We start from the raw sequence: 20,591 nt of genomic DNA on the forward strand, positions 1-20,591 counted from the left end.
TGGGCCGGTGTCCCCGACCCGACCGGCCCGCACCGACGGGCCCCGCACGCACGCCCCGCACCCGTCCGGCGCCCGCGGCGGCCGGCTCCGCACCGGCGCACTGGAGCGGCTGCCCGTCCGCACCGCGCTGCCCGCGCTCCACGCGGCGCTGGAGCGGCGCGGGACGGCCGTGCTCTGCGCCCGGCCCGGCTCCGGCAAGACGACGCTGGTGCCGCTCGCCCTCGCCGGGCTGCTGGACGGCGCACTGCCGGAGGCCGCGGCACCGGCGCGGGTGGAGGCCGGCGCGGCACCGGCGCGGGTGCTGGTCGCCGAGCCGCGGCGGATGGCCGCCCGCTCGGCCGCCCGCCGGATGGCCTGGCTGCTCGGCGAGGAGCCCGGGGGCGCGGTCGGGCTGACGGTCCGCGGCGAGCGTACGGCCGGCCCGGACACCCGGGTGGAGGTGGTCACCACCGGCGTACTGCTGCAGCGCCTCCAGCGCGACGAGGAGCTGAGCGGGGTGGACGTGGTGCTGCTGGACGAGTGCCACGAACGGCACCTGGACGCCGACACCGCGCTGGCCTTCCTGCTCGACGTCCGCGCCGCCCTGCGGCCCGGGCTGCGCCTGGTGGCGGCCTCCGCCACGCAGGACAGCGACGCCTGGGCCCGGCTGCTGGCCGCCGGGGACGACGGAGCGGCGGACGGCGCGGACGGTGGGAGCAGTGCGGGCACCCCCGCGCCCGTCGTCCACGGCTCCGGGGGCGCCCACCCCGTCGCCGTGCGTCATGTGCCGCCGCCCGGTGCCGTACGCCCGCCGCACGGCACCCGGGTGGACCCGGCGCTGCTGCGTCATGTGGCCGCCACCGTGCGGCGCGCCCTCGACGAGGACCACGGGGAGCCGGCGGGCGACGTGCTCTGCTTCCTGCCGGGCGCCGGGGAGATCACCCGGGTGGCCGGGCTGCTGGAGGGCTGCGGCGCCGAGGTCCTGCAGCTCCACGGGCGGGCGCCGCGCGCGGTGCAGGAGGCGGTGCTGCGGGGCGGATCACCCGGCGGCCCGCGCCGGGTGATCCTCTCCACCGCGGTGGCCGAGTCCAGCCTGACCGTGCCGGGCGTCCGCACCGTGGTGGACTCCGGGCTGGCCCGGGAGCCGCGCACGGACCACGCGCGGGGCCTGGGCTCGCTGACCACCGTGCGGGTCTCGCAGGCCGCCGCCGAGCAGCGCCGGGGCCGGGCGGGCCGGGAGGCGCCCGGGGTGGTGCTCCGCTGCTGGTCGGAGGCGGAGGACGCCGCCCGGCCGCGGTGGCCGTCGCCGGAGATCACGGTCGCGGACCTGACGGCCTTCGCCCTGCAGACCGCCTGCTGGGGCGACCCGCACGCGCGGTCGCTGGCGCTGCTCGACCCGCCCCCCGAGGGCGCGCTGGCGGCGGCGCGGGACGTGCTGCGGGCGGTCGGGGCCGTGGACAGCGACGGGCGGCTCACCGGGCGCGGCACCCGGATGGCCCGGATGGGCGTGCATCCGCGGCTGGCCCGGGCGCTGCTGGACGGCGCGCCGCTGGTGGGCGAACGGGCGGCGGCGGAGGCGGTGGCCCTGCTGAGCGAGGAACCGCCGCGGGCGTACGGGGACGATCTGGCGGAGGTGCTGCGCGCCGCCCGGCGGGGCGCCGACGCCTATGCCGACCGCTGGGCCCGGGAGGTCCGGAGGCTGCGGGGCGCGCTGCGCACGGCGGGGGCCGGGCCGGCGGGACGGCCGGGAACCGGCGAGGGCACCGGGGTCCCGGGCCCGGCCGGCGGAGCCCCCGCAGAGCCGGGCGACGCGGACCCCCGGGGCGCGGAGAGCCGTACCGGCGCCCGGACAGGCGGCACCGGGCACGGCGCGGACAGGTGGGCCGTCGGTGTCGTGGCTGCGCTGGCGCATCCGGAGCGGATCGGCCGGGCGCGCGGGGAGGGCACGTATCTGATGGTCTCCGGGACGCGTGCCGAGCTCGCCGCGGAGTCCCCGCTGCGGGGCGCCGGGTGGGTGGTGGCGGCGGTGGCCGACCGGCCCGCCGGGTCGCCCTCCGCCCGGGTCCGGCTGGCCGCCGCCGTGGACGAGGAGACGGCGTGCCGGGCCGCGGCGGCGCTGCGCGCACGGCGTACGGAGATCCGCTGGGACCCGGGACGGGGCGATGTGGTGGCCCGGGAGGCCGCACTGCTCGGTGCGGTCGAGCTGGCGTCCCGGCCGCTGGACGCGCCGGACCCGGCGGAGCTGCGGGCCGCGGCGCTGGAGGGGCTGCGGCGCGAGGGGCTGTCGTTGCTGCACTGGCCGGCCGGGGCCGTCTCGCTGCGGCAGCGGATGGACTTCCTGCACCGCACGCTGGGCGCGCCGTGGCCGGACGTCTCGGACGCGGCGCTGCTGGCGTCCGCCGGCGCGTGGCTGGGCCCGGCGCGGTCCCGGGCGGAGCTGTCCCGGGTGGACGCGGGCGAGGTGCTGCGCGGGCTGCTGCCCTGGGCGGGCGGAGAGGCCGCGCGCCTGGACGAGCTGGCGCCGGAGCGGATCGAGGTGCCGTCCGGCTCGCGGGTGCGGGTGGACTACGCGCCGGAGCAGCCGGTACTGGCGGTCAAGCTCCAGGAGCTGTTCGGCTGGGACGAGGGGCCGCGGGTGGCCGGCGGGCGGGTGCCGCTGCTGGTGCACCTGCTCTCCCCGGCCGGGCGCCCGGCGGCGGTCACGGCCGACCTGGCGTCGTTCTGGCGGGACGGGTACCGCGCCGTGCGGGCGGAGCTGCGCGGGCGGTACCCGCGGCACCCGTGGCCGGAGGACCCGGCGACGGCCGAGCCGACCCGGCGGACGAACACCCGCCGCCGCTGACCCGGCCGGCGGTCGCCGGCCGGCGGAGCACGCCCCACACCCGGGCCAGGCGCTGCCCGCGGTGTGCGGGAAGGCCCGCACGCCCCGGCGCCCACCTCCCGCACGCCGGGGCGGACGGAGGCCACGGCAGCGGCACGGCAGGCCCGTGCCGGACGGCGCGGACGCCCCCGGGGACGCTCGCGCCCACGGCGGTGCACGCGCGCCGGGCCGTCAGCCGCCGCTGGAGGTGCCGGTCGGCGTGCCCGTGGGGGTTCCGGTCGGCGTGCCGGTGGAGGTGCCGGTGGGCTCGGGGCTGGGGGACGGGGTGGGCGTGGCCGCCGGCTCGCGGACGGTGAGCTCGACGATCAGCGGGTCGCCGTCCGAGGGGGTCAGCACCAGCTCGTACGCGCCGCCCTGCCCGCCGGCGTGCAGCTCGGGCAGCCGGAGCCGGCCGGCCTCGCCCGTGGTGAGCCCGGTCAGGCGGTGCACCCGCTGCCCGGCGGCGTCCGTGAAGTACGGGCCCTGGCCCGGCTCCAGAGCCGTGCCGTCGGCCGCGCGGAGCTCGGCGGTCACCACGGCGCAGACCGCGGCCCGGCCCTGGTGGGTGGCCGTCACCTCGACGCGGTCGGCGAAGGCCGTCCCCGTGGTGGCCTCCAGCGGGGTGCCGGAGGTGCGGGTCAGGGTGTCGGCGGGCGCGGGCCGCACCATGGCGCGGTACTCGGCCGGTGCCAGCTCCGTCCCGACGACGGCGGCGCGGACGGTGAAGGAGCCGAGCCGCAGGCCGGCGTGGAGCGCGGGGGCGGTGGCGGTGCCGTTCGTGCCGGTGGTGACGGTGGCCTCGCGGACGCCGGAGCCGAAACGCGCACCGGTGTCGCCGGCGACGGTGAAGCGCACCCGGGCGCCCGGCACGGGCGCGCCCCCGGCGGTGGTGACGCGGACGGTGAGCGGGCCGGCGAAGTCGGTGCCGGCCGTCGCGGCGATCTCGGCGTCGCCGAGGCGCTGCACCCGGTCCGGGACGACGGGGCCGGGGGTGGGCTGGGAGGGCGTCGGGGTGGGCTTCGTCGGGGTCGGCGTGGGGCTGGTTGGCGTGGCGGGGTCGTCCGGCGTGTCGTCCGTGGCGCCGGGCTCCTTGCCGCCCTCCTGCTCCCGGTCTCCGGCGCCTCCGGTGTCGTTCCCGCCGTTCCGGCGGTCGCGGGCCGGGTCCCGGCGGTCCTGCCGGTCGCTGTCGCCGACCGGGCCGGAGGGGGGCACGCCCTCGCCGTCGGGGACCTCGTGGACGCCGTTGCGGTAGAACTCCAGCCAGGCCAGGACGGTGTTCAGATAGGCCCGCGAGTCGTTGTAGCTGAGCACGGCCGCGTCCAGGTCGCCCTTGAGGGCGAGGTTCCGGTCGCCCGCGCAGAGGTACTCGCCGGCGGCGAGTGCGGCGTCGTAGATGTTGTTCGGGTCGCGGCGGCCGTCGCCGTTGCCGTCGGCGCCCCAGGTGGCCCAGGTGGAGGGGATGAACTGCATGGGCCCGACGGCGCGGTCGTAGGTGGTGTCGCCGTCGTAGACGCCGCTGTCGGTGTCGGTGATGCGGGCGAAGCCGTCGCCGTTCAGGACGGGGCCGAGTATGGGCTCCAGGGTGGTGCCGTCGGCGTCCACCTTGCCACCGCGGGCCTGGCCCGACTCCACCTTGCCGATGGCCGCGAGCAGTTCCCAGGGCAGGCCGCACCCGGGGTCCGAACCGGACACGGAGCGCTCGGCCTTCTTGTAGGCGGCGAGCACGGTCGCGGGTATCCCGGACTCGGCCGGTGCGTCCTCGGGCTGCTCCTGCTGCTCCTCGGGCTGCGGGCTCTCCAGCGGGGGCAACTCGGTGTAGTAGGAGTCGTCGCCGGGGGTGTCGTCCCGGGGTATGCCTCCGCCGCGGGCGCCGCCGCCGTCGTCGTCCCCGGTCGGGCGCAGGTCGATGCCGGGTGCCTGCGAGGCGGTGAGCGCGGCCATCGCCGCAGCCGCCACGGCTGCGGTACTCACGCCTCTGCGGAGTCTGCCGCTGGAGTGCTCCGTGTGCTTCGCCGCCGCGTGCCTGCCGCGGTATCGCGCCATGGGACCGACCGCCCCCTCTCCCCTGCTGAGACCGTCAACCCGTGACCTTACGACACCACATGGCCCGGCGTCAGCGGGGAGGCCCGTGACGCCGGGCCGTTCCGGCCGGATCGGGCGGGTTTCCGGCTGCTTCCCGCCGCCGGGGGCCGTCCCCGCCGGCCGCCGGTCAGTGCGCCGCGGACTCCCAGTCCGTGCCGAATCCGACCGACACGTCCAGCGGCGCGTCCAGCCCGACCGCGCCGGCCATCTCCCGGCGCACCAGCTCCTCCGCGGCCTCGCGTTCGCCGGGCGCCACTTCGAGCACGATCTCGTCGTGCACCTGGAGCAGCAGCCGGGACCGGAGCCGCTCCCGGCGCAGCGCCTCGTCGACCCGGAGCATGGCGACCTTCACGATGTCCGCCGCGGTGCCCTGGATGGGGGCGTTGAGCGCCATCCGCTCGGCCATCTCCCGGCGCTGCCGGTTGTCGCTGTTGAGGTCGGGCAGATAGCGGCGCCGCCCCATGATGGTCTGGGTGTAGCCGGTGGCGCGGGCATCCTCCACGACCCGGCGCAGATAGTCGCGTACGCCCCCGAACCGCTCGAAATAGGTGTCCATCAGGCCGCGCGCCTCCTCCGCGGAGACGGCGAGCTGCTGGGAGAGGCCGAAGGCGGAGAGGCCGTACGCCAGGCCGTAGGACATCGCCTTGATCTTGCGCCGCATCTCCGGGTCGACCTCACCGGTGCCGACCCGGAACACCTGCGAGGCGACGGTGTCGTGCAGGTCCTCGCCGGAGGTGAACGCCTCGATCAGGCCCGCGTCCTCGGAGAGATGGGCCATCACCCGCAGCTCGATCTGGCTGTAGTCCGCGGTGAGCAGCGCCTCGTACCCCTCGCCGACGCGGAAGCCGCGGCGGATGGCGCGCCCCTCGTCGGTGCGGACCGGGATGTTCTGCAGGTTCGGGTCGGTGGAGGAGAGCCGGCCGGTGGCCGCGACCGTCTGGTTGTAGGTGGTGTGGATACGGCCGTCCGCGGCGATGGTCTTGATCAGGCCCTCGACCGTGGAGCGCAGCTTCTGCTGCTCGCGGTAGCGCAGCATCAGCACCGGCAGCTCGTGCTCGGTCTGGGCGGCCAGCCAGGCCAGGGCGTCCGCGTCGGTGGTGTAGCCCGTCTTGGTCTTCTTCGTCTTCGGCAGGCCGAGCTCGCCGAAGAGCACCTCCTGGAGCTGCTTGGGCGAGCCGAGGTTGAACTCGTGGCCCACCGCGGTGTGCGCGTCCGCCACCGCCTGCTGCACGGCGTCGGCGAAGCGCTGCTCCATGTCCGCGAGCCACTCCCGGTCGGCGGCGACACCGGCCCGCTCCATGCGGGCCAGCAGGGCGGAGGTCGGCAGCTCCAGGTCGTGCAGCAGGTCCGTGGCGCCGACCTCGTCCAGCCGGTCCTTCAGCACCGCGCCGAGATCGACGACGGTGCGCGCCCGGGCCATCAGGGCGTCGGCCTCCGCCTGCTCGTCCGTGCCGAAGGCGAGCTGCCCGCCGCCCTCGGTCACGGCCGGGCCCAGCTCCCGGCCGAGGTGTTCCACGGAGAGCGCGTCCAGCGCGAAGGAACGGCGGCCGGGCTTGACCAGATAGGCGGCCAGCGCGGTGTCCATGGCGATGCCGTCGATCGTCCAGCCGTGCTCGGCGAAGACCCGCAGCGCCGCCTTGGCGTCGTGCAGCACCTTCGGACGGGAGGGGTCGGCGATCCAGCCGGCGAAGGCACGCTCGTCGGCCTCGCCGAGCTGGGCCGGGTCGAACCAGGCGGCGGGCCCCTCGGCGGTGGCGAGGGCGATCTCGCTGATGCTGCCGCGGCCCAGCTTCCACACGTCGACCGTGGCCAGGCCGACGGGGCCGTCCGTGCCGTGCCGCTCCAGCCAGGGCGCCAGCTCGCCGTCGGCGAGGACCGTGCCGTCCACGCTGACGCTGTCCGCCGGCGCTGTCTCCTCCTCCGCGGCGCCCGGGTCGACGGCGAAGAGCCGCTCGCGGAAGTTCGGGTTGCGGAACTCCAGGGCGTCCATGACGACCGCCAGGGTGTCCCGGTCGTACGGCTCCCGCTTCAGGTCGGCCGGGCCCACGGGCAGCTCCACGTCCCGCACCATCTCGGTGAGCCGGCGGTTGAGCCGGACGGCCGGCAGGTGGTCGCGGAGATTCTGCCCGGCCTTGCCCTTCACCTCCGCCACCCGCTCGACCAGCTCGGCGAAGCTGCCGAACTGGTTGATCCACTTCGCGGCGGTCTTCTCGCCGACGCCGGGGATGCCCGGGAGGTTGTCCGAGGGGTCACCGCGGAGCGCGGCGAAGTCCGGGTACTGCTCCGGTGACAGTCCGTACCGCTCGCGGACCTTCTCCGGGGTGTAGCGGGTGAGCTCGGAGACGCCCTTGGTGGGGTACAGCACCGTGGTGCGGTCGGTGACGAGCTGGAAGCAGTCCCGGTCGCCGGTGACGATGGAGACCTCAAAGCCCTCGGCCTCGGCCCGGGTGGCCAGGGTGGCGATCACGTCGTCGGCCTCGAAGCCGTCCACCGCGAAACGCCGCACCCGCATCGCGTCGAGCAGCTCGCCGATCAGCTCGACCTGCCCCCGGAACTCGTCCGGCGTGGTGGAGCGGTTCGCCTTGTAGTCCGCGAACTCCTCCGACCGCCAGGTCTTGCGGGAGACGTCGAACGCCACCGCGAAGTGCGTGGGCGCCTCGTCACGCAGGGTGTTGGCCAGCATCGACGTGAAGCCGTAGATCGCGTTCGTCGGCTGGCCCGTGGTGGTGGAGAAGTTCTCCGCGGGCAGGGCGAAGAACGCCCGGTAGGCGAGGGAGTGCCCGTCCATGAGGAGCAGGCGCGGTGCGGTGTCGTGCGATGCTGTCTTGGCCACGCACCCGATCCTGCCACGCGCCGCCGACAACCCCCGCCGGGGCCGCCCGGCCGCGCCGCGCGGGGTCCCGGCCGCCGGTGCCGCATGGGAGCATCGGGGCATGACGCGACAGCCGCCCGCCGAGGACCCCGCGCAGGACTCCCCCCAGGTCGGCGCCCCGCAGCGGTCCGCCGCCGGGCTGCCGGCCGTGGCGCACGGGCTGCGCGCGGCGCACCGGCAGATGGGCGCCGCCCGCACCGCCCGCACCCTGCTCCGGGTCAACCAGAAGGACGGCTTCGACTGCCCCGGCTGCGCCTGGCCGGAGCCGGAGCGCCGGCACACCGCGGAGTTCTGCGAGAACGGCGCCAAGGCGGTGGCCGAGGAGGCCACGGTGCGCCGGGTCACCCCGGACTTCTTCGCCGCGCACCCGGTCGCCGGGCTCGCCGCGCGCTCCGGGTACTGGCTGGGCCGGCAGGGGCGGCTGACGGAGCCGGTGTACCTGGCCGAGGGCGCCGAGCGGTACGAGCCGGTGTCCTGGGAGCGGGCCTTCGACATCGTGGCGGAGGAACTGCACGCCCTCGGCTCGCCCGACGAGGCGGTGTTCTACACCTCGGGCCGCACCAGCAACGAGGCGGCCTTCCTCTACCAGCTCTTCGCCCGCGAGTTCGGCACCAACAACCTGCCGGACTGCTCGAACATGTGCCACGAGTCGTCCGGCGCGGCGCTCACCGAGACGCTGGGCGTGGGCAAGGGCAGCGTGCTGCTGGAGGATCTGCACCAGGCCGACCTGATCATCGTCGCCGGGCAGAACCCGGGCACCAACCACCCGCGGATGCTCTCCGCACTGGAGCGGGCGAAGCAGGCGGGCGCGCGGATCATCACGGTCAATCCGCTGCCGGAGGCGGGCCTGGAGCGCTTCCGCAACCCGCAGACCGTGCGGGGCCTGTCCGGCCGCGGCACCCCGCTGACCGACCTCTTCCTGCAGATCCGCATCGGCGGCGACCAGGCCCTCTTCCGGATGCTGTGCCGGCTGGTGCTGGAGGCCGGCGGCGCCGACGAGGAGTTCGTACGGGCGCACACGCACGGCTTCGAGGAGTTCGCCGCGGCCGCGCGGCGTGCCGGCTGGGAGGAGACGCTGCGGGCGACGGGCCTGGAGCGGGCAGCGATCGAGCGGGCCCTGCGGATGGTGCTCGCCTCCCGGCGCACGGTGGTGTGCTGGGCCATGGGCCTCACCCAGCACAAGCACGCGGTGGCCACCATCCGCGAGGTGGTGAACCTGCTGCTGCTCCGCGGCGCCGTGGGCCGGCCCGGCGCCGGCGTGTGCCCGGTCCGCGGGCACAGCAACGTGCAGGGCGACCGCACCATGGGCATCGTGGAGCGCCCGGCCCCGGCCTTCCTGGACGCCCTGGAGCGGGAGTTCGGCTTCGCCCCGCCGCGCGAGCACGGCCTGGACGTGGTGCGGTCGATCCGGGCGCTGCGGGACGGCGCCGCCAAGGTCTTCTTCGCCATGGGCGGGAACTTCGTCGCCGCCTCCCCGGACACCGCGGTCACCGAGGACGCGGTGCGGCGGGCCCGGCTCACCGTCCACGTGTCCACCAAGCTGAACCGCTCGCACTGCGTCACCGGGGCACGGGCGCTGATCCTGCCCACCCTGGGCCGTACCGAGCGCGATGTGCGGTACGACGCCGCGGGGCGGCCGGCGGAGCAGTTCGTCACCGTGGAGGACTCCATGGGCATGGTGCACGCCTCGCGCGGCCGGCTGGCGCCCGCGAGCCCGCATCTGCTCTCCGAGACCGCGATCGTGTGCCGGCTGGCCCGGCGGGTGCTCGGCGCCCGGTCGCACACCCCGTGGGAGGAGTTCGAGCGGGACTACGGCCTGGTGCGGGACCGGATCGCCCGGGTCGTGCCCGGGTTCGAGGACTTCGGCGCCCGGGCCGCGCGGCCCGGCGGCTTCACCCTCCCGCACGCCCCGCGGGACGAGCGCCGCTTCCCCACGGCCACCGGCCGGGCGCAGTTCACGGCCGCCCCGGTGGAGTTCCCCGAGCTGCCCGAGGGCCGGCTGCTGCTGCAGACGCTGCGCTCGCACGACCAGTACAACACCACGGTCTACGGCCTGGACGACCGCTACCGCGGCATCCGGAACGGCCGCCGGGTGGTCCTGGTGCACCCGGAGGACGCCGCCCGCCTCGGTCTGCCCGACGGCTGTCACGCCGACCTGACCAGCGAGTGGCGGGACGGCGTGCGGCGGACTGCCCCCGGCTTCCGGGTGGTGCACTATCCCACCGCCCGCGGCTGCGCAGCCGCCTACTACCCGGAGACCAACGTGCTGGTGCCGCTGGACGCCACGGCCGACACCAGCAACACTCCCGCCAGCAAGTCCCTGGTGGTACGCCTCACCCGGTCCGCGACGGTGCCGCACGCTGATGATAGGAACGGTGCAGAGGACAACGACCGGCCGTGACCGCACGGCCCGGCCACGGGCGATCGGAGCACACCGCACCATGGGTGACCACAGCACCACACACTTCCCGCAGGAGATCCTCGACCAGTGGAGCGGCCTGGGCATCGACCTGCCCGCGCTGTTCTCCGCCGGGCACCTCGGCGAACGCATGGGCCTGACGGTGCTGGAGGCCTCCCCGGAGAAGGTGGTCGGCACCCTCCCCGTCGAGGGGAACACCCAGCCGTACGGGCTGCTGCACGGCGGCGCCTCGGCGGTGCTCGCGGAGACCCTGGGCTCGGTCGGCGCCATGCTGCACGGCGGCCCGCACAAGGTCGCCGTCGGCGTCGACCTGAACTGCACGCACCACCGGGGCCTGCGCGCCGGACTGGTCACCGGGACGGCCACACCGGTGCACCGCGGCCGCACCACCGCCACCTACGAGGTCGTGATCACCGAGGAGTCCGGCAAGCGGGTGTGCACGGCGCGGCTGACCTGCCTGCTGCGGGACGCCGAACCGGCCGGCTGACCCGCATCGCCGCCGCACCCTGGCCCGGAGCCCGGCACAGCGACTAGCTTTCCCCCGCATGGGGGAGCCACCGACCGGGGAGAGCGACGACCGCAGACCGGACCTGCTGACCGGCGGAGGCGGCGGCCCCCGGCCCGCCGAACGCTGGGCCGCGCTGCCGCCCCGGCTCCGCCGGGGCGCCGTGGTCGCCGCCGCCGCGGCCCTGGTGGCGGCCGGGTCCGTCTATCTCGTCTCCGCCCGGCCCGATCCGGTGCCGCAGCCGCCCGTCCCCTACCCCGCACAGATCACGACCGTCGACTTCGTGAAGATCACTCCGGGTACAGGCGACGAGGACACGCACGCGTTCACCATCGAACTCCGCGCCACCGTGGACGGCGGCTCCCAGGTCACCGTCCTGGACGTGCGCCAGGGCTACCGGGGCCTGGACCTGCGGCTCGACCCGCCTCCGCCCCTGGTGGTGGCCGAACACCGGCCGCAGAAACTGCTCGTACGGGCGCAGGTGACCTCCTGTCGCGAGGTGTCGGCCGACGCCGGAATGCCCTTTCTCGATTTCACGCTGCGTAACGCCCGGGCCGACCAGGAGCTGAGCGTGATCCCCGGGCGGCGCTACGCCCGGGCCCTCGCCCGCCGGCTGCGTACGCTATGCGGACCGTCCGCACCCGGCGCGTCCCCCGCCGCCTGAGGGAACTGCGGCTTTCGCCGTCCGATACGCGTGCGTTTCCCGGCGGAAACCTCCGGACCCCGGCGAAAGCATCCGGACTCCGAACAGCGTCATAACAAGAAAGTCACATCATCCCCTTCACCTCTGCCGGACCGCATCCCCTCGCCATAGAGTCACCGCCAGTCACCGCGCCGCCGGGCGCACCCTGCCAAGCACGGTTCAGTACCCAGTACGGCCCGGCGCGCCACACGGCCACCGACCAGAGTGCGCCGCGCCCATTGGGAAAGGACTGATCGTGCGTCAGCGATCCTTGCTCATACTCACCACCGGGGTCACCGTGGGGGCACTCGCGCTGTCCGCCTGCGGATCCCGTGACGACGACAACGGAGGCGGCGACAGCGGCAAGACCACCGTCGTCATCGGTCTCGACGCCCCGCTGACCGGCGACCTCTCCGCCCTCGGCAAGGGCATCCAGAACTCGGCCGAACTCGCCACCAAGGTCGCCAACAAGAACAACGAGGTCGAAGGGGTCACCTTCAAGCTGGAGGCGGTGGACGACGCCGCCCAGGCCGGCACCGGCCAGCAGAACGCCACCAAGTTCGTCGGCGACGAGGACGTCTACGGCGTCGTCGGCCCCCTCAACTCACACGTCGGCGAGGCCATGCAGAAGGTCCTCGCCAACGCGGAACTGGTGCAGGTCTCGCCCGCGAACACCGCGCCGCAGCTCACCCAGGGCCCGAACTGGAAGGAGGGCGACAAGAAGCGGCCGTTCGACAGCTACTTCCGCACCTCCACCACGGACGCCATCCAGGGCCCCTACGCCGCCCAGTACATCTACAACGAGGAGGGCCTGAAGAAGGGCTTCATCCTCGACGACAAGAAGACGTACGGCGCCGGCCTCGCGGCCACCTTCAAGGCGGAGTTCAAGAAGCTCGGTGGCAAGGTCGTGGGCACCGACCACGTCAACCCGGAGGACCGCGACTTCTCCGCCATCGCCACCAAGATCAAGAACTCCGGCGCCGACTTCGTCTACTTCGGCGGCGAGTACCCGGCCGGCGCCCCGCTGACCGACCAGATCAAGAAGACCGGCGCCAAGATCCCCGTCGTCGGCGGCGACGCCCTCTTCTCCGGCGAGTACATCAAGCTCGCCAAGAAGAACGCCGAGGGCGACATGGCCACCTCCGTCGGCGCCCCGCTGGACACCCTGGACACCGCCAAGGAGTTCAAGAAGAACTACAAGGCGGAGGGGTACAGCGAGCCCTACGAGGCCTACGGCGGCTACGCCTACGACAGCACCTGGGCGATCATCCAGGCCGTCAAGGCCGTCGTCGAGAAGAACGACGGCAAGCTGCCGGAGGACATCGACGAGGCCCGCAAGCAGATCTCCGAGGCCACCCAGGACGTGTCCTTCAAGGGCGTGACGGGCGACGTCTCCTTCGACGAGTTCGGTGACACCACCAACAAGCAGCTCTCCCTCTACAAGGTCAAGAACGGCGAGCACGTGCCCGTCAAGACCGGCACGTTCGGAGAGTAGAACCCACCGGGCCGACCGGCCCACCCGCTCACATCCTGCTGCTGCGCGGGGGCGCAAACAGCGCCCCCGCGCAGCCGTATCTGACACTCCCTCGGAGGCCCCCCGGTGCAAGATCTGCCGGCGCAGCTTGCCAACGGCCTGGTGCTCGGAGCGATGTACGGACTCATCGCGATCGGGTACACCATGGTGTACGGCATAGTTCAGCTCATCAACTTCGCCCATGGCGAGATATTCATGATCGGCGGCTTCGGCGCGCTCACCGCGTGGCTCTGGCTGCCCGACGGCACCTCCCTCGCCGTCGCCCTTCCCGTCATGATCCTCATGGCGATGGCCTGGTCCGTCCTCGTCGGCATCGGCACGGAACGGTTCGCCTACCGGCCGCTGCGCGGCGGCCCGCGACTCGCCCCGCTCATCACCGCGATCGGCCTGTCGCTCGCCCTCCAGTACGCCATCTGGGCGTTCTACCCCGGCGCCAAGAAGGACCGCGCCTTCCCCCGGCTGGAGGGCGGCCCGGTGGAGTTCGGCGGCGTCTCCTTCCAGCGCGGCGAGATCTTCCTGCTCATCGCCGCCCCGCTCTGCATGATCGCCCTCGCCTGGTTCGTCTCCAAGACCCGCACCGGCCGCGCCATGCAGGCCACCAGCCAGGACCCGGACACCGCCAAGCTGATGGGCATCAACACCGACCGGATCATCGTCACCGCCTTCGCCATCGGCGCCGCCTTCGCCGCCATCGCGGCCGTCGCCCACGGGCTGAAGTTCGGTCAGGTCGGCTTCAAGATGGGATTCATCGCCGGCCTCAAGGCCTTCACCGCCGCCGTCCTCGGCGGCATCGGCAACGTCTACGGGGCCATGATCGGCGGCCTCGTACTCGGCATGACCGAGGCCATGGCCACCGCATACGTGGAGAACATCCCCGGCATGGAACAGCTCGGCGGCGGCGCCTGGAAGGACGTGTGGGCCTTCGCGCTCCTCATCGTCGTCCTCCTGCTCCGTCCGCAGGGCATCCTCGGCGAGCGAGTCTCGGATCGGGCGTGAGAGAGATGACGACGCAGACACCACAGACCACCGCACCGGAGACGCACGAGACGACCCCCGTGCTCCCGCTCCCGGCCTCCGCCGCCCGCCTGCTCACCGCAGCCGGCGCGGTCGCCGCCTTCGCCAGCACCTTCCTCGCCTGGACCTGGACCGAGGCCTTCCCCGGAAACCTCACCGTCTACGGCTACCCCGGCGGACTCCAGATCCTCACCCTCGTCGGGTCGGTGCTCACCGCGCTGTACGTCGCCGCCGGCCACGGCATCCGCGGCACCCGCTGGGCCGCCCCGAGCGGCGCGGACAAAGCCACCTTCTTCCTCGCCGCCGGCACCTTCGCCGTCACCTGGTACACCGTCCTCGCCATCGCCGTGGACCTCGGCGGCCTGGTCAACCTCGAGCCCGGCGGCTACATCGCCGCACTCGCCACCCTGGTGCTGCTCGCCGGCGCCCTCGGGCTCCCCCTGAACCGGCGTACGCTCCTCGCCCCCGGCGACACCCCGCCGCCGCCCGCCGGGCTCTCCTCCACCGTGGAGATCCTGCTCATCGCCGCCGGCGCCGGCATCGGCCTCACCGTCTTCTCGTACGGCATCGGCACCGAGTACAGCGAAGCCTTCATCGGCTTCCTGCTGCTCACCATCGCCGGCGGCCTCGCACTCAGCCGCGCCGGGCTGCTCGTCCAGTTCCGCACGCTGACCCGCAAGCACCGCAACATCGCCGTCGCCGCCGCGTTCGTCGCCGCCGCGCTCTTCCCCTTCACCCAGACCAGCGAGACCTACACCTCGGTCGGCACCAGCATCCTGATCTTCGGCACGGCCGCCATCGGCCTCAACGTCGTCGTCGGCCTCGCCGGCCTGCTGGACCTCGGCTACGTCGCCTTCCTCGGCGTCGGCGCCTACACCGCCGCCCTGGTCTCCGGCGCCCCCACCGCCGCCTTCGACGTCAAGTTCCCCTTCTGGGCCGCCGTCCTCACCGGCGCCGTGGTCTCCATGATCTTCGGCGTCATCATCGGCGCCCCCACCCTCCGGGTCCGCGGCGACTACCTCGCCATCGTCACCCTCGGCTTCGGCGAGATCTTCCGCATCGGCATGCAGAACCTCGACGGCGCCTCCGGCCCCGACGTCACCAACGGCCCCAACGGCATCCCCGGCATCCCCGAGATCGAACTGCTCGGCTTCAACCTCGGCGAGGAACACACCATCCTCGGCTTCGAACTGGGCAAGTTCTCCAACTACCTGCTCCTCATGCTGCTGTTCACCGCGATCATCGTGACCGTCTTCCACCGCTCCGACCGCTCCCGCATCGGGCGGGCCTGGGTCGCGATCCGCGAGGACGAGACCGCAGCCGGCGCCATGGGCATCAACACCTTCCGCCTCAAACTGATGGCCTTCGCCCTCGGCGCCACCCTCGCCGGCCTCGCCGGCACCGTCCTCGCCCACGTCGAGAGCGGCGTCCACCCCGAGGGCTACAAGTTCGTGCACCAGGTGCCGCCGAACTCCGCCTTCCTCCTCGTCGCCGTCATCCTCGGCGGCATGGGCACCATCAGCGGACCCCTCATCGGCGCCGCGCTGCTCTACCTCATCCCCAACAAGCTCCAGTTCGTCGGCGACTACCAGCTGCTCTTCTTCGGCATCGCACTGGTGCTGCTGATGCGCTTCCGCCCCGAAGGACTGCTCGCCGACCGCCGTAACCAGCTCGAGTTCCACGAGAACGAGCAGACGGACGTACCGGAGAACGGCTCGAGTCTCCGCAAGGCAGGTGCGTGACCGCCATGACCACCGACACCACGACCACCACCAAGGACACCGCCGCCACCGGCACCACCGTCCTGGACGCCCGCGGCGTCACCAAGCGGTTCGGCGGCCTCACCGCCGTGCACGACGTCGACCTCACCGTCGACAGCGGCGAGATCGTCGGCCTCATCGGCCCCAACGGCGCCGGCAAGACCACCTTCTTCAACTGCCTCACCGGCCTCTACGTGCCGACCGAAGGCAGCGTCCGCTACAAGGACAAGGTGCTCCCCCGCCGCCCCCACCAGGTCACCCAGGCCGGCGTCGCCCGCACCTTCCAGAACATCCGGCTCTTCGCCAACATGACCGTCCTGGAGAACGTGCTCGTCGGCCGCCACACCCGCACCCGCGAAGGCCTGTGGTCCGCCCTGCTGCGCGGCCCCGGCTTCCGCAAAGCCGAGGACGCCTCCGAACGACGCGCCATGGACCTGCTGGAGTTCACCGGGCTGGCCACCAAGCGCAACCACCTGGCCCGCAACCTCCCCTACGGCGACCAGCGCAAACTGGAGATCGCCCGCGCCCTGGCCTCCGACCCCGGCCTGCTCCTCCTCGACGAGCCGACCGCCGGCATGAACCCGCAGGAGACCCAGGCCACCCAGGATCTGGTGCGGTCCGTCCGCGACGAGGGCATCGCCGTGCTCGTCATCGAGCACGACATGCGCTTCATCTTCAACATGTGCGACCGGGTCGCCGTCCTCGTGCAGGGCGAGAAACTCGTCGAGGGCCCGCCCTCCGTCGTGCAGAGCGACGAGCGCGTGGTCGCCGCCTACCTCGGCACCCCCTTCGAAGGGGCCCCGGAGGACGAGCACTCCGCCGAGGTGGAGGCCGCGGAGAACGCCGCCCGCGAGCAGCGCACAGAAGGAGAGAGCAAGTGACCGCACTACTCGAAGTCGAGGACCTGCGGGTCGCCTACGGCAAGATCGTGGCCGTCAAGGGCATCTCGTTCAGCGTCGAGGCAGGCCAGGTGGTCACCCTCATCGGCACCAACGGCGCCGGCAAGACCACCACCCTGCGCACCCTCTCCGGCCTGCTCAAGCCCGTCGGCGGCAAGATCCTCTTCGACGGGCAGTCCCTGGACGGCATGCCCGCCCACAAGATCGTCACCCTCGGCCTGGCCCACTCACCCGAAGGACGGCGGCTCTTCCCCCGGCTCTCCGTCGCCGAGAACCTCGACCTCGGCGCCTTCCTGCGCCGGGACGCCAAAGCCGTCCAGGAGGACGCCGACCGCATCTACGAACTCTTCCCCATCCTCGGGGAACGCCGCAGGCAGGCCGCCGGAACCCTGTCCGGCGGCGAGCAGCAGATGCTCGCCATGGGACGGGCCCTGATGTCCCGCCCGAAGCTGCTCATGCTCGACGAACCCTCCATGGGCCTCTCCCCCATCATGATGCAGAAGATCATGGAAACCATCACCGAGCTCAAAAGCCAGGGCACCACCATCCTGCTCGTCGAGCAGAACGCCCAGGCCGCGCTCTCCCTGGCCGACCACGGCCATGTGATGGAGGTCGGCGAGATCGTGCTCTCCGGCACCGGCGAGGACCTGATGCACGACGAGTCGGTCCGCAAGGCCTACCTCGGCGAGGACTGACCACCACACCCCGCACACCGCGGCCCCGCCCACGCCGGACCCACCGGCGCGGACGGGGCCGCCGCGCGTCCACCACCCGTCCACCGCCGATCCGGCGACTCCGCGTACCACCGGGCCTCCCCTGCCTGGGAGAACCCCTTCCGCCCCGGCGCACGCTAGCCTGCCTACGACACGGCAGCCGCACCGCGCGACCACGCACGGCGACGGAAACGGGGGACGACACACATGACCACCGCCCGGAACGGCACCAGACACACCGGACCCGGCCCGGTACGACTCGCCGACGTCGCCACCCACGCCGGCGTCTCCCCCGCCACCGTCTCCCGCGTCCTCAACGGCAACTACCCCGTCGCCGAAACCACCCGCCACCGCGTCCTCCGCTCCGTCCAGGACCTCGGATACGTCACCCACGGCCCCGCCGCCGCCCTCGCCGCCTCCTCCAGCGACCTCCTCGGCGTCCTCGTCAACGACATCGCCGACCCCTTCTTCGGCCTCCTCGCCGGCGCCGTCCAGCAGGAGACCGGCACCGGCCCCGACCGCAAACTCGCCGTCGTCTGCAACACCGCCGGCGCGCCCGAACGCGAACTCGAATACCTCACCCTCCTGCACCGCCAACGCGCCACCGCCGTCGTCCTCACCGGCGGCACCACCGAAGCCGACACCCTCCGCACCGCCCTCGCCACCCACCTCCACCGCCTGGCCGCCACCGGCACCCGCATCGTCCAGTGCGGCCGGCCACCCCTCCCCCCGGAACACGACGACGACGACCGGCCCGGGAACAACGCCCGGACCGGCACGGACCACCACCACCGCTCCCACCCCGGCACCGGACACGACGGAACCAGCCATGACAGAACCGGACACGACGGAACGGGCATCCTCACCGTCGACTTCGCCCACCGCAACGGCGCCCGACGCCTCACCGAACACCTCACCGACCTCGGCCACCGCCGCATCGGCTGCCTCACCGGACCACCCGGCCGCACCACCACCACCCAACGCCTCGCCGGCCACCGCGACGCCCTCACCGCCCGCCACCCCGGCCCCGACCCCGCCGCCGACCCCGGCCGGCTCACCGTGCACGCCGCCTACGACCGCACCTCCGGCTACCACGGCACCCTCGAACTCCTCCGCCGCGACCCCCACCTCACCGCCGTCATCGCCCCCAACGACACCGCCGCCCTCGGCGCCTGCGCCGCCCTCCGCGACCAGGGCCTCCGCATCCCCCACGACGTCTCCGTCGCCGGCTTCGACGACCTCCCCTGCAGCGCCGACGCCTGGCCGCCCCTCACCACCGTCCGCCTCCCCCTCACCGAGGCCGGCACCCTCGCCGGACGCCTCGCCCTCGGCCGCAGCCCCACACCCCCCGGCGCCACGGTCACCCTGCCCACCCGACTGATCGTCCGCGCCTCCACCGCACCCCCACCCCCCGCACACGACCGCTGACCACACGGGACACCGCCAGCGTGCCCCCGGGCACCACGCACACGGGGCCGGTACGCGCCACACACGGCACGCACCGGCCCCGGCAGGGAACCGCCCGGCGGGCTACCCCTTCTGCCTCCGCTCCTCGCCGTCCTCGATCACGGCCTCCGCGACCTCCCGCATCAACAGCCGCCGGTCCATCGACGTCTTCTGGATCCACCGGAACGCCGCCGGCTCCGTCAGCCCGTACTCCGTCTGCAGCACGCTCTTCGCCCGGTCCACCAGCTTCCGCGTCTCCAGCCGCTGCTCCAGGTCGGCGACCTCCCGCGTCAGCATCCGCAACTGGGTGAAGCGGCTCACCGCCATCTCGATCGCCGGCACGATGTCCGACTTGCTGAACGGCTTCACCAGATACGCCATCGCCCCCGCGTCCCGCGCCCGCTCCACCAGCTCACGCTGCGAGAACGCGGTCAGCATCAGCACCGGCGCGATGCTCTCCTCGGCGATCTTCTCCGCCGCGGAGATGCCGTCCAGCACCGGCATCTTCACATCGAGGATGCACAGGTCCGGGCGGTGCTCGCGGGCCAGCTCGACCGCCGCCTGGCCGTCGCCGGCCTCACCGACGACCGTGTACCCCTCCTCCTCCAGCATCTCCTTCAGATCCATCCGGATCAGGGCCTCGTCCTCGGCGATGACGACCCGGGTCGTCTGCGGCGGGACATGGGCGCGCGCCTCCTCGGCGGCACCGTCGTTCTCGGCGGGGGTGGTCGGCTCGGGGACGTCCGCGGTGCTCACTGGGCTCCTCGTTTCCGCACAGGTGGGACTCCGAGCCTACCTAGGTCCTGTATGGTGGTGTCAGGCGGGAGGCAGTAGACCTTCGAATCTTAGGCCCCGGTATTCCAAATGGCCAGAGAAACGGTGCTCAAACCACCGACAGTGTGGGTTCGAATCCCACCCGGGGCACTTTGCCTTCGAAACGAAGGGTCGTCGTCCACTCTTCCTCGCTCGATCGGGTGATCGAGCCACGGACCCCACTACACAGGCTGGCCAGGCACCGATGCTGAGACGATGCACAGCATCGAGGTCCGCAGCAAAGTCCTTGCCATGGTCCGCAGCGGCGCAGGGAACGCCGTAGCAGCCCGAAGATTCGGGGTACCTGCAGGCACCGTCAGCTACTGGGTCCACATGGACCGCGCAAGGCACGGAGAGCTTCCGGGGCGGAGCACAGCCCCTTGTCCGCGCCACGGAGGTACGCCGCTGGCAGCGGCAGCCTATTCCTACCTCTTGGGGCTCTACCTGGGCGACGGCCACATCATTCAGTACTCAGGCCACCGTGTACCGAGCCTCATGATCACGTGCACCGAGACGTGGCCCGGCCTCATGGATGAATGCGCGGCTGCAATGACCGAAGTCTTTCCACAGAACTCGGTCTGCCGCGTGCGCAAGGAAGGCTGCCGCAACGTGAAGGTCTCCTCACGCCACTTGTGGTGCCTCTTCCCGCAGCACGGCCCCGGCAAGAAGCACCAGCGGCGCATCGCGCTGGAGGCGTGGCAGCGGGAGATCGTGGATGCGCACCCGTGGGCGCTGATCCGGGGGCTGTTCCACTCGGACGGATGCCGGATCACCAACTGGACGACACGGATGGTCGGCGGTGTTCGCAAGCGTTACGAGTATCCGCGGTACTTCTTTGCCAACAAGTCCGACGACATCCGGCGCATCTGCACCGACGCCCTCACCTCGGTCGGGGTGCAGTGGACCACGCTGGCCCGGGGCAGCGATCCGTTCAACGTCTCCGTGGCGCGCAAGGCTTCGGTGGCGTTGATGGACGCGCATGTGGGGCCGAAGTACTGACGCGGGCGGCCGGG

The 20,591-nt window shown here is 73.3% G+C and carries 14 protein-coding genes and 1 tRNA gene; 12 read left to right on the forward strand and 3 right to left on the reverse strand.

What is annotated here, in order from left to right; translation table 11 throughout:
- Positions 1 to 100 precede the first annotated feature (100 nt).
- Positions 101 to 2,821: an ATP-dependent RNA helicase gene (locus tag HOY81_RS00280; protein ID WP_237316900.1), complete on the forward strand. Its 2,721-nt coding sequence runs from the start codon at positions 101 to 103 to the stop codon at positions 2,819 to 2,821.
- A 210-nt stretch (positions 2,822 to 3,031) separates the two neighbouring features.
- Here the strand turns inward: HOY81_RS00280 and HOY81_RS00285 are convergent, their stop codons facing one another.
- The gene (locus HOY81_RS00285) at positions 3,032 to 4,810 is read right to left on the reverse strand and encodes a lytic transglycosylase domain-containing protein (protein ID WP_308340936.1); all 1,779 of its coding nucleotides are present in this window, start codon (positions 4,808 to 4,810) and stop codon (positions 3,032 to 3,034) included.
- Positions 4,811 to 5,048: 238 nt separating this feature from the next.
- Entirely contained in the window at positions 5,049 to 7,709 is a 2,661-nt protein-coding gene (polA, locus tag HOY81_RS00290; protein WP_237316902.1) for a DNA polymerase I, read from the reverse strand.
- Between the two features lie 145 nt (positions 7,710 to 7,854).
- Between polA and HOY81_RS00295 the strand changes: the two genes are divergently transcribed.
- The 9 genes from HOY81_RS00295 to HOY81_RS00335 all read left to right on the forward strand — a co-directional run bounded on the left by HOY81_RS00295 (position 7,855) and on the right by HOY81_RS00335 (position 18,747).
- The gene (locus HOY81_RS00295) at positions 7,855 to 10,194 is read left to right on the forward strand and encodes an FdhF/YdeP family oxidoreductase (RefSeq protein ID WP_237316670.1); all 2,340 of its coding nucleotides are present in this window, start codon (positions 7,855 to 7,857) and stop codon (positions 10,192 to 10,194) included.
- Between the two features lie 40 nt (positions 10,195 to 10,234).
- On the forward strand, positions 10,235 to 10,699 hold the full coding sequence (locus tag HOY81_RS00300; RefSeq protein ID WP_237316672.1) for a PaaI family thioesterase: 465 nt from the start codon (positions 10,235 to 10,237) through the stop codon (positions 10,697 to 10,699).
- Positions 10,700 to 10,757: 58 nt separating this feature from the next.
- Complete coding sequence (locus tag HOY81_RS00305; protein WP_237316674.1) at positions 10,758 to 11,381, forward strand: hypothetical protein; 624 nt, start codon at positions 10,758 to 10,760, stop codon at positions 11,379 to 11,381.
- 274 nt (positions 11,382 to 11,655) lie between these two features.
- Complete coding sequence (locus tag HOY81_RS00310) at positions 11,656 to 12,894, forward strand: branched-chain amino acid ABC transporter substrate-binding protein (RefSeq protein ID WP_237316676.1); 1,239 nt, start codon at positions 11,656 to 11,658, stop codon at positions 12,892 to 12,894.
- A gap of 105 nt (positions 12,895 to 12,999) precedes the next feature.
- A complete protein-coding gene (locus HOY81_RS00315) occupies positions 13,000 to 13,929 on the forward strand; it encodes a branched-chain amino acid ABC transporter permease (RefSeq protein WP_237316679.1) in 930 nt (309 codons plus the stop codon).
- Between the two features lie 5 nt (positions 13,930 to 13,934).
- Positions 13,935 to 15,689 carry a branched-chain amino acid ABC transporter permease gene (locus HOY81_RS00320; protein ID WP_237316681.1) on the forward strand — a complete coding sequence of 585 codons (1,755 nt, stop codon included), beginning with the start codon at positions 13,935 to 13,937 and terminating at the stop codon, positions 15,687 to 15,689.
- A 5-nt stretch (positions 15,690 to 15,694) separates the two neighbouring features.
- Complete coding sequence (locus HOY81_RS00325; protein ID WP_237316683.1) at positions 15,695 to 16,588, forward strand: ABC transporter ATP-binding protein; 894 nt, start codon at positions 15,695 to 15,697, stop codon at positions 16,586 to 16,588.
- Positions 16,585 to 17,301: an ABC transporter ATP-binding protein gene (locus HOY81_RS00330; protein ID WP_237316685.1), complete on the forward strand. Its 717-nt coding sequence runs from the start codon at positions 16,585 to 16,587 to the stop codon at positions 17,299 to 17,301. Before HOY81_RS00325 ends, HOY81_RS00330 begins: the two co-directional genes overlap by 4 nt.
- Positions 17,302 to 17,526: 225 nt before the next feature.
- Positions 17,527 to 18,747 (forward strand): LacI family DNA-binding transcriptional regulator, encoded by a 1,221-nt coding sequence (locus tag HOY81_RS00335; RefSeq protein WP_237316687.1) that lies wholly within the window; start codon positions 17,527 to 17,529, stop codon positions 18,745 to 18,747.
- A gap of 102 nt (positions 18,748 to 18,849) precedes the next feature.
- On the opposite strand, the gene HOY81_RS00340 is transcribed toward HOY81_RS00335, so the two are convergent.
- Positions 18,850 to 19,521, reverse strand: coding sequence for an ANTAR domain-containing response regulator (locus tag HOY81_RS00340; protein WP_237316689.1), 672 nt, complete (start codon positions 19,519 to 19,521; stop codon positions 18,850 to 18,852).
- A gap of 93 nt (positions 19,522 to 19,614) precedes the next feature.
- Between HOY81_RS00340 and HOY81_RS00345 the strand changes: the two genes are divergently transcribed.
- Positions 19,615 to 19,689: transfer RNA gene (locus tag HOY81_RS00345), tRNA-Leu, on the forward strand.
- 141 nt (positions 19,690 to 19,830) lie between these two features.
- Positions 19,831 to 20,577, forward strand: a complete 747-nt coding sequence (locus HOY81_RS00350) for a helix-turn-helix domain-containing protein (RefSeq protein ID WP_237316904.1) — start codon at positions 19,831 to 19,833, stop codon at positions 20,575 to 20,577.
- Positions 20,578 to 20,591: the final 14 nt, after the last annotated feature.

Origin of the sequence: Streptomyces sp. JJ36 (assembly GCF_021696945.1) — a bacterium.
In the GTDB taxonomy this organism is placed as follows: Bacteria; Actinomycetota; Actinomycetes; order Streptomycetales; family Streptomycetaceae; genus Streptomyces.